Below are 14324 nucleotides of genomic sequence, written 5' to 3'. Positions count from 1 at the left end.
AACACCAGAAAATCACCTCTTTTTTGTTTGATATTTATATTATATCTCACACATGAAAAAGACTAGAAAACAATTTTGTTTTCTAGCCAAAAATCGTATTTTATCGGGTACTTTTTCAGCAGCCTCGAAGAGCAGCGGCTGAAGATCCGCCGGGCGCGGGTTTCGCCCGGTTAGCTGAAGCGCTGCCCACGGAAAGCGAAGGACTTGTCCCCTGCTTTTTTTACCATGCAAAAAGGGGCGAGTATAATTTATGATACAGCCCCTTTTCGTGTCAGCGACCAGTTTTTTAAAAACACAACTCATTCCGAACATAAAAACACAATAATGGTATAATGTTCGTGTTTTATTGACTTCCAGCACTGTTATTGATACACTATGTGAGGGTTTCATGCCAAATAATACATAGACATTCACTTTTACAAGCACGGAGAGAGTATATTAAATGCCGGAGGTGGAGAATTTGTCTTCAATCGTAATTGTAGGAACACAATGGGGAGACGAAGGAAAAGGGAAAATTACCGATTATTTGTCCGAAAATGCAGAGGTAGTTGCACGCTATCAGGGTGGTAATAACGCGGGGCACACTATCGTATTTCACGGAAAGAAATATAAGCTTCACCTTATTCCATCAGGTATTTTTTACGATAATAAAAGATGCGTGATTGGTAATGGGATGGTTATTGACCCAAAGGCGCTTGTTCAAGAACTGAAATATTTACATGATCACGGAGTAGATACGAGCAACTTGCGGATCAGCAGCCGGGCACACGTGATTCTGCCTTATCATATAAAACTCGATATTGTTGAAGAAGAATCTAAAGGTGAAAACAAAATCGGTACGACCCGAAAAGGCATTGGTCCTGCTTATATGGACAAAGCTGCCCGTATTGGAATCCGAATTTCCGACCTTCTCGATAAGGACGAATTTAAGGAAAAACTTGATCGTAATTTAAAAGAGAAAAACCGGTTGTTTGAAAAAGTTTATGAAACAGAAGGCTTTTTAATTGAAGATATTTTGGATGAATATTTTGATTATGGCCAGTTCTTTAAAGACTATGTGTGTGATACTTCCGTCGTGTTAAACGACGCGATAGACCAGGGACGCCGCGTATTATTTGAAGGAGCGCAAGGTGTAATGCTTGATCTCGATCAGGGAACCTATCCTTTCGTAACCTCCTCTAATCCAATTGCCGGCGGGGTCACGATAGGCTCAGGAGTCGGTCCTTCAAAAATTCATCATGTGGTTGGTGTATCTAAGGCCTACACTACCCGTGTTGGAGACGGGCCATTCCCGACAGAACTAAAAAACGAAACCGGAGATAAAATCCGTGAAGTAGGAAATGAATATGGAACGACCACGGGACGCCCGCGCCGCGTCGGCTGGTTTGACAGCGTAGTTGTCCGCCATGCCCGCCGAGTGAGCGGTATTACCGACCTTTCAATAAATTCCATCGACGTCCTTACAGGGATAGACACGGTGAAAATCTGCACTGCATATAAATACCGCGGCGAAATTGTTGAAGAATTTCCTGCCAGCTTAAAAGTATTGGCAGAATGTGAACCAATTTATGAAGAACTTCCTGGATGGAAGGAAGACATTACTGGTGTTAAAACACTGGGAGAACTTCCTGAAAACGCCCGTCACTACCTCGAGCGTGTATCCCAGCTGACAAATATACCACTAAGCATCTTCTCCGTCGGCCCGGACCGCAGCCAAACGAACATGGTGCGCGGTGTGTGGGGAGTTTAATAGTCTGTTTCCACTGAAAGCCTGCAGCTCTGTTTTTGCAGGCTTTCCCCATCATTATCAGCTTTTCCAAACCGTAAAAATATTTTAAAAAACTGCTTGAAAAACAAAAAAGCCCGTGGTAATATTAATCTTGTCGCCGCTAAAAGCAAACCGTAAACTTCCTGAATAAACATCACTGTAGGTTTGCGAGGAGTGCGATATTGGTACGACGAGCACAATTAGTGACGGTTATTTATAACGAGTGCTACACGCAAAAAAACATTTACTTAAAACGAGCCATTAGCTCAGTTGGTAGAGCATCTGACTTTTAATCAGAGGGTCGGAGGTTCGAATCCTCCATGGCTCACCATTTTCTTCCCAATAAAAACAACACAAAGGCCCGTTGGTCAAGTGGTTAAGACACCGCCCTTTCACGGCGGTAACACGGGTTCGAATCCCGTACGGGTCACCATTTACATACATGCTGCCAGAGTGCACTTCAGTACGTTACCTGACTGAAAGAACAAATATAACGAAGAGTTTCACAAAGTGGGCCTGTGGTGTAGCGGTTAACATGCCTGCCTGTCACGCAGGAGATCGCGGGTTCGATTCCCGTCAGGCCCGCCATTTACATTAAAACTAGCATTTCACAAACTACGGCTCTATAACTAGCCGGAACATCTTAGAAAAAGCTTCTGAGTCGGCTTGCGAGGAGTGGCGATGCGAAGCAGAACACGACGAGCACAATCATTAACGTATACCTTAAAGCAAGGTTTATTCTCTCATATTGGCAATAATAATATATGGCTCGATAGCTCAGTCGGTAGAGCAGTGGACTGAAAATCCTCGTGTCGGCGGTTCGATTCCGTCTCGAGCCACCATTTTTTTTAAATAGTAACAACATGTTTGGCCGGGGACAGGTAGTTCCGGGTTTTTTTGGTTTGTTTACTTATAGACACGGCCCCTGCAAGGACTCGAAGCGGACATGAGATCCGTTATTAAAGCATTTCGACCGATAGCGGAACCAATGTCCGGCAAAGTGCTCGTGAAGCGGCTCGCATTAAAAACTAATTTATGCTTCAGTTTATCCAATAGACGCTGAGCCTTCAATATAGTACATTATAAAACAGCACCGCCATTCCCATTTATTCAACCACAAGGAGTTAAAATATCCATGAAGGCTCACAAGCGTAAACGAAAACCAATAAAGCTCCAAACGTGGATCACTCTTCTCGTCTGTGTCGTCCTAATTGTTGCGCTTTCTGCCACCGGTGTGCTGATTGGGAGAGATACCGCAGAGAAAACAAGAAATGCCCAGACAGAAAAGACCATGGATATTTCTCTTGCTGTAAGCCGGGCTCCGATTGTCACCGAAGGGTTAGCGCAGACGATTCCCTCAGCACGTATACAGGAATATACAAAAGAAGTACAGCGGGACACTCGAGTAGAGTATATTGTCGTAATGGACATGAATGGAATCAGGCAGTCACACCCGGTAGAGGAAAGAATCGGCCAATATTTTGTAGGGGATGATGAAGGCCCGGCTTTTGATGGAGAGAGCTATTCTTCTATAGCAGAAGGAACACTCGGGGAATCGCTGCGGTCCTTTGTGCCGATTACAGACAGCGAGGGGGAGCAGCTGGGCGTAGTGGCGACTGGAATTTTACTTGATCAAGTGGAAAGTGCGGTATTTGACAGTCAGCGCGTAATTTACATAGGCTCCTCTATCGGTCTGATGGTCGGTGTTATTGGTGCCGTATTACTGGCACGACGTATCCGAAAAACTTTATATAACCTTGAGCCCCATGAAATTGCAAGGCTTTTACAGGAGCGGGAAGCCATGCTTGATTCTGTGCGGGAGGGGATTGTCGCGATCGATGGAGAAGGTAAAATTGTTGTAGCAAATGACGCTGCACTGTCCTTTTTTCGGAAAGTCGGCATTATGAAAAATCCAATTGGAGAAGAAATTCAAACTATGCTTCCAGACTCGCGTTTGAAAAATGTCCTGCTGCGTGAAGAAGCCGAATATGATCAGGAACAAAAGTTAAACGGCATGGACATTCTCGTCAGCCGGGTGCCGGTTATTTCAGAAGGGCAGGTCGTAGGTGCCATAGCTACTTTCCGGGACAAGTCGGAGCTGCAGTCCCTTGTGGAACAGCTGACAGGAGCAAAGCACTATGCTGAAACTCTCCGTATTCAGACGCATGAATTTATGAACAAGCTGCATGTTATCTCAGCGATGGTATTTACCGAATCCTATCAGGAACTCGATGAATATATAAAACACCTGTCATCAACCTATCAAAAAGAAATAGGCTCGGTCTCAAAAATAATAAAAGATCCGGTTCTGGCAGGTTATTTTTTACGCAAATTTCATTTGTTAGAAGAGAATGATGTACGCGTGACCTTAAACGGAGACCATCCTCTGCCAATTTTAGAGCACACGGAAAAAATGGATCATTTAATCACCGTTATTGGCAATCTAATTAATAATGCGTATGAAGCGATTCAGCACCAGGAGGAAAAACATATTAAAATGACATTAAATTATATAAACAATCAGCTAGTTTTAGAAATTAAGGATAATGGTCCAGGTCTCACTAAAAAGGAGCAGGAGCATCTTTTTGAAAAAGGGACATCAACAAAAGGAGAAAACAGGGGGTATGGAATGTATCTTACAGATAAAGCGTTAGGTGTCCTGGGCGGTGAGCTGACTGTTTCTTCGGAGCCACACAAGGGTACTTCCTTTAAGGTAACCATCCCATACAAGGGTGAGCAGTCATGATTCGTACATTAATAGTAGAAGATGATCCGATGGTATCAAAGTTTAACCGAATCTATCTTGAAAAAATGGAAGGCTTTAAAGCAGTCGGGTTTGCTGAAGATGTTGAGACCGCTCGTACATTTATGCAAAAGCACAAGGTGGATCTTCTGCTCCTGGATGTTTACATGAAGGAAGAAACAGGACTCGATTTTCTTATGGAACTACGGTCTCAGGGAAGTCCTGTGGACGCTATAGTCATAACAGCTGCAAATGATAATTATTCAGTGCAAACTGCACTAAGATACGGTGCTGTGGATTATTTAATAAAACCGTTCGACTTTGAAAGATTTAAAGGAGCGCTTTTACAATATCGAGAGCAGCAGCTTCTCATGAATCATGCAGATAGTGTCAAGCAGGAAGACCTCGATCCATTTTTATATAACACTCAAAAGGAGGTGCGGACTGAAGAAGATCTTCCAAAAGGATTGACCGAGCTGACGCTCTCACGGATTGCAGTTTTTATCGAGGAGGCGAATCCAAACAACTTTTCGGCGAGGGAGGTGTCAGAAGCCACCGGTATTTCACAGGTGTCTGTGCGTAAATACCTGCATTACCTGCATAAAAAAAACATATTAAATGCCGAGGTCATTTACCAGGAAACCGGCAGGCCGCTTCATCAATATCACGTTCATCCCATGCAAAAGTCTGCTTTAAGAAACTACATTCTGTAAAATAAAAGATAAATATTTCAGTTATTACGAATATTTACAATTAATGAAAAAAGGCCTGTGCTTTTCTTACTTACAAAAGGTGTACGTCACAGCCTTTTTCTTGTATGTTTATTTAGAAAGCGTTTTCAAAAAGTGTGTTTAGGAGGTTCTTATCGTGGAAAAAAATATCTTTCCAAACATATGGAAAAGTCTTTGGCATTCTCATGACCAGACCAAAAAGCTGTTACAATTTTGGAGGATTGGAGAAGAGGGGCATCCTCTTACTCGTAAAAAACACCAGCCTGATTCTGCTGTAGGAAGCGGCCCCGGAGGTCCGGGAGGAGGCGATAGACCGCCTGAAGAGGAAGAGCGCCCAGCATATACGAGAGCTCAGTTTGTCGGCCTTATACTTGGACCGGTATTATTTTTATTAACTTTATTATTCTTTCAGCCGGAGGGCCTGGCGTACGAAGCACAGGCAGTACTCGCTTCCACTCTCTGGATAGCCACATGGTGGATTACTGAAGCCATTCCGATTCCGGCAACATCGCTCCTTCCTATTATCCTTCTTCCTGTGTTAGGAGCAGTGGAGGGGGATGCTGTGGTATCTTCCTATGGAGACGATATTGTATTTCTCTTCTTGGGTGGTTTCTTTATTGCGACAGCCATGGAGAAATGGAACCTGCACAAACGAATTGCACTTAATATTATTTCTGCAATCGGCACGAGTACAAATAAAATTATTTTAGGATTTATGGCAGCTACGGCGTTCTTATCCATGTGGGTATCCAACACGGCTGCCGTTATGATGATGGTGCCGATCGGCCTTGCGATTATTTATCAGGTAAGCAGTGCTTTGAAAGAAGATGGACACGAAAGCAGCCTGAAAAAGTTTGAAAAAGCAATACTATTTGGTATCGGCTATGCCGGAACCATTGGCGGTCTCGGGACATTAATCGGTACGCCGCCTAATAGTATTTTAGCGGGCCAGGCTCGTGAGTTATTTGATGTAGAGATTTCTTTTGCCGGCTGGATGGCATTTGCAGTGCCGATTGTCATTATTTTAGTATTTAGCACATGGCTCTATCTGACGAAAGTTATCTACAATATTGAGTTTAAAAAAGTACCAGGCGGCAGAGAACTTATTCGATCAGAAATGAAAGCGCTTGGACAAACCAGCTATGAAGAAAAAATGGTATTCAGTGTCTTTTTATTTGCTGCTTTCATGTGGATTACGAGAACCTTTATTTGGACAGATTTGGTTCAGCTCCCTGAAATAACGGATGGCATGATTGCCATTACCGCTACGGTGTTGCTTTTTCTTATTCCTGCAAAAAAAGCAACGGAAACAAAGCTTCTCGAATGGAAGGATTCAAAGGAGATTCCTTGGGGCATCCTGCTTCTTTTTGGGGGCGGCCTTGCTATCGCATCCGGGTTTAGTGAAACTGAACTATCTAATTGGATCGGGGAACAGCTGACAGTACTCGAAGGAATGAACTTAATGATTATCATTCTCGTATCTGCAGCACTTGTCTTGTTCTTAACAGAAATTACGTCAAACACAGCCACAGGGACAATGATTATTCCAGTCGTAGCTTCCCTTGCATTCGCGCTGAATGTTCATCCGTACGCATTGATGGTACCTTGTGCAATGGCCGCTAACTGCGCCTTTATGCTCCCGGTCGGAACACCACCAAACGCAATCATTTTCGGTACCGGAAAGCTGAAAATTATAGAAATGGCGAAAAACGGGTTTTGGCTGAATTTACTAGCATTAATTCTGATAACTCTCGCTGTGTTTATCTGGCTCCCAATAGTCTGGGGCATCGACCTGACCGAAATACCTTCACAATTTCAATAAAATGTAATTTAAAAAAGAAACCTCCCTGGGGCTTAGATGCCCAGAGGTTTCTTTTTCTTCCAATAAAAACAATTTACAGATTCAACAGTCACTTTTCCGCTATGTTACAATAGATGGGAAGGCCTATGATAAAAAAATCATAGTTTGCCGTAATCGCTTACTTAAATGGTGAAGAATATTTCATAAATAAGAAATGGAGCGAAGGCGCATGGATGAAAAAATTCTGGTTGTAGATGATGAACAGCCAATTGCAGATATTTTGGAATTTAATCTAAAAAAAGAAGGATTTCAAGTAGAAGTTGCTTATGACGGAAATGAAGCAATAGAAAAGGTTCATGATTTTGTTCCGGATATCGTGCTTCTCGATATAATGCTTCCATATAAAGACGGTATGGAGGTGTGCCGGGAGATTCGTAAGAGTTTTGATATGCCCATAATTATGCTTACAGCAAAGGATGCTGAGATAGATAAAGTGCTTGGACTCGAGCTTGGAGCCGATGATTACGTAACCAAGCCTTTCAGCACGAGAGAATTAATTGCGCGTGTGAAAGCTAACTTGAGACGCCAGCAGGCTGCGCCGGAGGAATCTTCATCGAAGCAGAAAGAGATTGTAGTGGGAGACCTGACCATAGACCCGGATGCCTATTTGGTATCTAAGCGTGGAGCACCGGTAGATTTGACACACCGTGAGTTTGAATTGGTGCATTATCTTGCACGCCATATCGGACAGGTTATGACAAGAGAGCACCTGCTGCAGGCGGTGTGGGGGTATGATTATTTTGGTGATGTACGCACAGTCGATGTTACCGTAAGACGACTGCGTGAAAAAGTAGAAGATAACCCGAGCTACCCAATGTGGATTGTCACAAGAAGAGGAGTGGGCTATTACTTAAAACACCCTGAACAGGAGAAGTAACAATGAAGATCATCGATTTTTTTAAGTCGATTCATGTAAAATTAATAGCTGTTTTTATGCTCCTCATCTTCATTGCGATGCAGGTCATCGGGGTTTATTTTACAAATGAACTCGAGGATGAACTGGTGAACAATCATCGTGATATGCTCGAAGAACGGGCTGAATTGCTCGAATACAATGTGCGTCAGGAGCTGACAAGAGAACGCGATGATGATGAATCCCTGCAGGATGATATTGAAGGGCTGCTGCAGGAATTTTTTGCGATTGAAAGCTCTAATGTTCAAGTCATAGATCAAAATCAGGTCGTTATCGGCACTTCGAATGGCTACAATGAAAACCTTGTCGGACTGCAGAGCACAGAGGTTCGTGTAGAACGGGCTCTGCTCGGGACAGAAGACGAAGATGTCATGGTGAATCCTGATAATGGAGACAGGCTCCAGGTTTTAGCGATTCCGGTGGAATCGAATGGTGAAATTGAAGGCGCGATCTACATAGAAGCGTCCATGAATGAGATTTATGATGAAATCGACCGTATTAATGAAATTTTATTCCAGGGCACAATCATAGCTTTAGCGATTACAGCTGTCCTTGGTATCCTGTTATCAAGCACGATTACAAGACCAATTGTGGATATGAAAAAGCAGGCTCTTGTTATGGGAAAAGGGGATTTTTCCAGGCGTGTAAAGGTTTATGGACAGGATGAAATTGGACAGTTAGCTGAATCGTTTAATCAGCTGACATTAAGCCTGAAAGAAGCCCACGCCACGACGGAGGGAGAAAGAAAGAAGCTCAGCTCCGTGCTTGCTCATATGACAGACGGCGTAGTGGCTACGGATGAATTAGGGAGAATTATCTTATTAAACAACCGGGCAGAACAGCTTCTGAACGTAGACAGTGCCGATATTATGGGGGCTTCTCTTCCTGAGGTGCTCCGGCTTTCGGAGACGTTGAACCCAAGTGATTTATATGATTATACCGATTCCATCCTGCTTGATTTCAGCGATGATACACAGGAATACCTGCTTGAAGCGAATTTTTCTGTCGTCCGTAACGAGGACGGTCCGGTAAATGGCTTAATTACAGTTCTGCATGACGTCACAGAGCAGGAAAAAATTGAACGGGAGCGGCGTGAATTTGTAGCGAACGTCTCTCATGAGCTGCGGACACCGCTCACTACAATGCGAAGTTATTTAGAAGCTCTTGAAGACGGAGCTATGGCAGATGAAAAGCTTGGTCCCAGGTTTCTAAAAGTAACCCAAAATGAAACGGAGCGTATGATCCGGCTTGTTAATGATCTTCTGCAGCTCTCTAAAATGGACAGCGATGATTTAGCGCTGACATTTGAAACCGTTGATTTAAGTGAGCTGCTTCGCCAGATCTCCGAGCGCTTTGAAATGATTACAAAGGACAAAAATATTGATTTTTACAAGGAATTGCCACGTCATCCTATATATGTTGATATGGACAAGGACAAGATGATTCAGGTTTTTGATAACATTGTTTCCAATGCCGTGAAGTATTCTCCAGACGGTGGGACAATCGCCATCCAAATGACAACAAGAGGTCGGGCGGTCGATATCGATATAACGGATGAGGGCGTTGGAATCCCTAAAGAAAGCCAGGCAAAGGTCTTTGAACGTTTCTATAGAGTCGATAAAGCCAGAGCGCGCAATTTAGGTGGAACCGGACTGGGGCTCGCTATTGCCAAAGAGCTCGTGCAGTCTCACGGCGGACATATCGGAGTAGAAAGTGAATGGAAAAAGGGAACGACGATCTCCGTAACACTGCCGTACTCTGCATTTAAGAAGGCGGGGGCTGGTGAATGATAGAACGAATTAAATCCTGGGTGCTGACCATTTTGATAACATCAAGTGTGATCCTTACCTGGCAGATCTGGACCTTTCAGCCGAATTATGATCACCTTACTCCGTCCAATTATGTGGAGAGTGAGCCGTTTGCAGATAGCCAAAGCTTAAGTGACGTAATCTGGCCGGATCAGATTGTATTTCATGATGGGCTGCAGCAAGCTGCAATAAATGGAAATGATGAGGAATTCAGAATGTTTTTTGAGGGTCTGCTTGACTCAAGATTCGAAGAAATGACACCAGAGCAGTCTCTGGAAAGTGAAGAGTTATTCAACGGTCCCCGGACCGCTGAGATTATATTCCCGGCGGATGTTCCGGGCGAAGTACTTCAGAGCATGCTTAACTTTGAATCAGATGCTCCTGATTTCGCAGAAGATGAGAGCATCGACCGTATGTTTATTATAGATGAAGGTGATGACAACGAGAGTCTTAAGGTTCAATTTATTACGGACAGCGGCCTCGTTCTTATGGAAGGCACGACTGACTTCAGCCGATCGGAGCTGAGAGATTCCTATTTCAGCAGAATCACTGAGTTCAGCTCTGTATTTTCTTATTATCCGGACGAGGATGAAGGTCTTAGTGATACGATTTATCTACCGGAAGACACTACTACTCAAAATATTATTTCGGACACGTCTTCTGAGATCTCGCATGAAAACTTTCTGCAGTTTCTATTTAATGATCATGAATCAGTGCGACCATACAACCAGGACAGCGGAGAAGCAACTTATACAGATGGAAACCGGATGATGAGTCTTGAATACGGCGGCAATTATTTATCGTATGTGAACCCAGTTTACAGTGAAAATCCTTCGGATACCCAAAATCATGTGGTGCTTTCCACGTTTGATTACGTAAATTCACATGGCGGGTGGACGGATACGTATCAGTTGTACGATTGGAACCGGGAAAGCCGGGAAGAAACAGCTACGTTTCGAATGCTCGTTTCCGGCCTGCCCGTTTTTGAATCATCGGGTCGGGATTTAGCCTCGATTGATGTATCGAGATCCGGCGGACAGATTTCTCAATATTCGCGTCCGCTGTTTGACTTTGATGACAGTCCTATCAACACAGGCGGTTCAAAAACACTGGCATCAGGTTCTGAGGTGGTTTCCTATATTGAAGATCAGTTTGAATCTGAAAATGTAGAAAATATCCGAATCGGCTACCAAATGGAGGAAACAGATAATTTATTGTATCAGTTTGAACCAAGCTGGTTTGTGAAATATGAAGATTCGTGGTATCCAATTTCCGTTAATGAGGAAAGCAGCTCCGGGGAGGGATAGGAAAGTGGACTGGAATAGAACTAAAACAATATTCATTGTCACCTTTCTACTACTAAATGGATTTCTGGTGCTGCAGCTGATGGAAAAACGAAGTGAAAGTGACGTTAATGTACGGGCCAAGAGCACACTGCAGGAACAGGTTGAAAAGATGAATATAGTTGTCCCTGAGCTGCCGGAGGAAACGGAAGAAGGTACGCAGGTGACGGGACAACGCATTAATATTGAAGAAGAGCTTATCGATATTGCCGGAGAAGATAATGTCAATGTGATGAATGATAACTTCGTGGAAGTTACAATGGAACAACCATATGAAATTACAGGGGACACAAGAGAAGAACAGCGTGATTCCATCCGTTCTTTTCTCGATCAGGAAGTTTGGAGAGGCGAGGAGTATCAAGCTTCGCGCTGGGAAAATAACGAGGAAAACAGTCAGCTTTATCTTTTTCAGGAATTTAATGATGATCCAGTCTATACGTATGATGAAGATCAGCTCGTATTAATGATAAATGATGATAACGAAATTGAAAGCTATATTCAAAGCTACCTCGAATTTGAAGAACAAGGAAGCACCAAGGATTTACTCTCCCACTACCGGGCAATTGAATATTTACTCAACGATGGTATTTTAACCTTTAACGATGAAATTTCAGAATTAGAGCTTGCGTATTTCAGCTTTTTCAGTCCGGCTGGAGATGTGCAGGTATTTCAGCCGATGTACAGGATGGAAGTCAATGAGTCCTCTGAATATCTGGTTAATGCAATCAGCGGAAATATTCAAAATCCTGAAGATGTTCTAGGGGAGGGAGAACCGGAAGAGGAAGAGGACGAAAATGAAGATGAAAACGAAGGGGAAGGCGAACAAGAAAATGATCAGGATGAGGATCAAGAAAGTAATGATGCTGATGGAGACGGAGAGAATTCGACAAACGACGCAGCTGACGAAGAGCAGCAGCAGTAATATTGGAGTGAAGCCTGTATGTCATTAAGATTCAGCGTACTCGCAAGCGGCAGCACAGGTAATGCGCTTTATGTTGAAACGGAGAAGCAGCGCCTGCTGGTGGATGCCGGACTCAGCGGTAAGAAAATGGAAAGCTTATTTCAACAGATACCTGCTGCTTTGAAGGATCTGGACGGCATTCTTGTCACTCATGAACACAGTGATCATATAAAAGGAGTCGGCATCCTGGCCAGAAAGTATAAGCTGCCTGTCTACGCCAATGAAAAGACGTGGAAAGCAATGGAGCATTCTCTTGGAACAATAAACAGCGGGCAGAAATTTCACTTTGAAAGAGGTTCTGTTCAATCCTTTGGAGACATTGATGTAGAATCCTTTGGAGTATCTCATGATGCGGCAGATCCAATGTTTTTCTGTTTTCATCATGGAGGCAGGAAATTAGTGCTTGCTACAGATATGGGTTACGTGAGCGACCAAATAAAAGGCATGGTCCGCGACGCGGATATGTATGTATTCGAATCGAATCATGATATTAATATGCTGCAAATGGGAAGATACCCCTGGAACGTCAAACGAAGAATTCTCGGAGATATGGGGCACGTTTCCAATGCAGATGCAGCCCAGGCACTGACTGAAATTGTAGGCGACAAAACATCACGTATATATCTTGCTCATTTAAGCAAGGATAACAATATGAAAGAATTAGCCAAAATGACGGTGGCGCAGGTTTTAAATGAACAGGAATGCGGCATCGACCATCAATTTCAGCTTTTTGATACAGATCCTGAATCACCGACCTCCCTTGTAACAGTCTAGGTACGGAATTCAGCGTCTGTGGAAGAAGGGAAGGTGCAAAAAGCCTTGGGTTACTACAGCGACAAAACGCAGGGTGAAAAAAGGAAGCAGAAAAAAATACGTAGACAGCAGGCTCTGTCTGGATTTGCCGGGGTTCTGGCGGGGGCTCTGCTCGTATTGTTTTCTTTTCCTTTCCTTGAAGATACCGGCTTCATGTCCACTATGGATGGGGAGCGTAACCGCAGTATGGCTTCAGAAAAAGAAGAAACCGTACCCGATGATACGAATGCTGAGCCAAAGCAGCATAACCTGGAGCTTTCCGTTACTTCCGATGTAACAGAAGCGGTAAACAGGGTATCGGATGCGGTAGTCGGTGTCTTCAATTTACAGCAGACGGATTTCTGGGGAGAAGGAGAAGAAGGAGCAGCCGATCAAGGGACAGGATCGGGGGTTATTTACAAGGTAGACGGAGAGAACGCTTATGTTGTAACGAATCATCATGTTATCGAAGGGGCAAGCGAGCTCGAGGTAAGCCTGGCCGACGAACGCCGGGTGGAAGCAGAGCTTGTTGGTTCGGATGTCCTTACCGACCTGGCTGTGCTGAGAATCTCTTCGGAAGGAATTGATATTGTTGCTGAATTTGGCAGCTCTGATCAATTAAATGTAGGAGAACCAGCGATTGCTATTGGAAACCCGCTTGGGACTAACCTGTCCCGGAGCGTGACGCAGGGCATCATCAGTGCTACGGAACGAAGTATACCAGTTGATTTAACCGGTGACGGCCAGCCAGATTGGAATGCAGAGGTACTGCAGACAGATGCGGCGATCAACCCGGGTAACAGCGGTGGCGCGCTCGTTAACATTAGTGGTCAGCTCATCGGTATAAATTCCATGAAAATTGCTGAATCAGCGGTAGAAGGGATTGGTTTTGCCATACCGAGTGCAGTTGCTCTGCCGGTTATTGAAGATCTAGAAGCGACTGGTGAGGTGGAGCGTCCACAGATGGGAATTGGTATCCGCTCGCTCTCGGAAATTCCGAGTTATCACTGGCAGGAAACTCTTCAGCTTCCGCTTGATGTGGATCATGGTGTATTTGTTACAAATGTAGCATCCAATTCTCCTGCGGCAGAAGCTGGCCTGCAGGAATACGATGTGATTACCGAATTAAACAGAACTGAGATCACAGATGGACACAGTTTACGTAAATATCTGTATACAGAAGCCGAAATCGGTGATACCGTAGATGTTACATTTTACAGAGATGGGGAATTACAATCTACAAAGCTTACCTTAAATGCCCAGCAAGAGTTTTAACAGCCTCCGGGAGCATGTCTCCCGGGGGTTGTTTTGTGGATAACTATACAATCACACGATAGACGGTCCAGCTTGTGGATAAACTGTATTTACTTAACAGAAGAGCATGATAAAATAGATGTGGACAAG

The 14324-nt window shown here is 43.9% G+C and carries 10 protein-coding genes and 4 tRNA genes; all 14 read left to right on the top strand.

Translation table 11 applies throughout. The annotated features are described in order from the left end of the window. The first annotated feature begins 460 nt into the window (after positions 1 to 460). The 14 genes from ACE4RR_RS15655 (at position 461) to ACE4RR_RS15590 (ending at position 14195) form a co-directional block, all read left to right on the top strand. The gene (locus ACE4RR_RS15655; protein ID WP_375536368.1) at positions 461 to 1750 is read left to right on the top strand and encodes an adenylosuccinate synthase; all 1290 of its coding nucleotides are present in this window, start codon (positions 461 to 463) and stop codon (positions 1748 to 1750) included. A gap of 273 nt (positions 1751 to 2023) precedes the next feature. Then, positions 2024 to 2099: transfer RNA gene (locus tag ACE4RR_RS15650), tRNA-Lys, on the top strand. Positions 2100 to 2126: 27 nt separating this feature from the next. Further along, positions 2127 to 2201, top strand: a tRNA-Glu gene (locus ACE4RR_RS15645). 79 nt (positions 2202 to 2280) lie between these two features. Beyond that, a tRNA-Asp gene (locus tag ACE4RR_RS15640) sits at positions 2281 to 2356 on the top strand. Positions 2357 to 2534: 178 nt separating this feature from the next. After that, positions 2535 to 2610, top strand: a tRNA-Phe gene (locus ACE4RR_RS15635). Positions 2611 to 2903: 293 nt separating this feature from the next. Continuing rightward, complete coding sequence (dcuS, locus tag ACE4RR_RS15630) at positions 2904 to 4514, top strand: DcuS/MalK family sensor histidine kinase (protein ID WP_375536367.1); 1611 nt, start codon at positions 2904 to 2906, stop codon at positions 4512 to 4514. Then, entirely contained in the window at positions 4511 to 5224 is a 714-nt protein-coding gene (locus ACE4RR_RS15625) for a response regulator (protein ID WP_375536366.1), read from the top strand. The genes dcuS and ACE4RR_RS15625 overlap by 4 nt, the downstream gene beginning before the upstream one ends. Before the next feature lie 154 nt (positions 5225 to 5378). Beyond that, positions 5379 to 7064, top strand: a complete 1686-nt coding sequence (locus tag ACE4RR_RS15620) for an SLC13 family permease (protein WP_375536365.1) — start codon at positions 5379 to 5381, stop codon at positions 7062 to 7064. Positions 7065 to 7272: 208 nt separating this feature from the next. Continuing rightward, positions 7273 to 7980: a response regulator YycF gene (gene yycF / locus ACE4RR_RS15615; protein ID WP_375536364.1), complete on the top strand. Its 708-nt coding sequence runs from the start codon at positions 7273 to 7275 to the stop codon at positions 7978 to 7980. Positions 7981 to 7982: 2 nt separating this feature from the next. Continuing rightward, positions 7983 to 9806 carry a cell wall metabolism sensor histidine kinase WalK gene (gene walK / locus ACE4RR_RS15610; RefSeq protein ID WP_375536363.1) on the top strand — a complete coding sequence of 608 codons (1824 nt, stop codon included), beginning with the start codon at positions 7983 to 7985 and terminating at the stop codon, positions 9804 to 9806. After that, positions 9803 to 11131: a YycH family regulatory protein gene (locus tag ACE4RR_RS15605; protein WP_375536362.1), complete on the top strand. Its 1329-nt coding sequence runs from the start codon at positions 9803 to 9805 to the stop codon at positions 11129 to 11131. Before walK ends, ACE4RR_RS15605 begins: the two co-directional genes overlap by 4 nt. Before the next feature lie 4 nt (positions 11132 to 11135). After that, positions 11136 to 12089, top strand: coding sequence for a two-component system regulatory protein YycI (locus tag ACE4RR_RS15600; RefSeq protein ID WP_375536361.1), 954 nt, complete (start codon positions 11136 to 11138; stop codon positions 12087 to 12089). A gap of 18 nt (positions 12090 to 12107) precedes the next feature. Further along, on the top strand, positions 12108 to 12902 hold the full coding sequence (locus ACE4RR_RS15595) for an MBL fold metallo-hydrolase (RefSeq protein WP_375536360.1): 795 nt from the start codon (positions 12108 to 12110) through the stop codon (positions 12900 to 12902). A 45-nt stretch (positions 12903 to 12947) separates the two neighbouring features. Next, positions 12948 to 14195, top strand: coding sequence for a S1C family serine protease (locus ACE4RR_RS15590; RefSeq protein WP_375536373.1), 1248 nt, complete (start codon positions 12948 to 12950; stop codon positions 14193 to 14195). Positions 14196 to 14324 lie beyond the last annotated feature (129 nt).

Origin of the sequence: Alteribacillus sp. HJP-4 (genome assembly GCF_042139015.1) — a bacterium.
Lineage (GTDB): Bacteria > Bacillota > Bacilli > Bacillales > Marinococcaceae > JBHIKY01.
The sequence above is the reverse complement of the archived record's forward strand: the minus strand, read 5'-3'. Positions and strand labels throughout refer to the sequence as shown.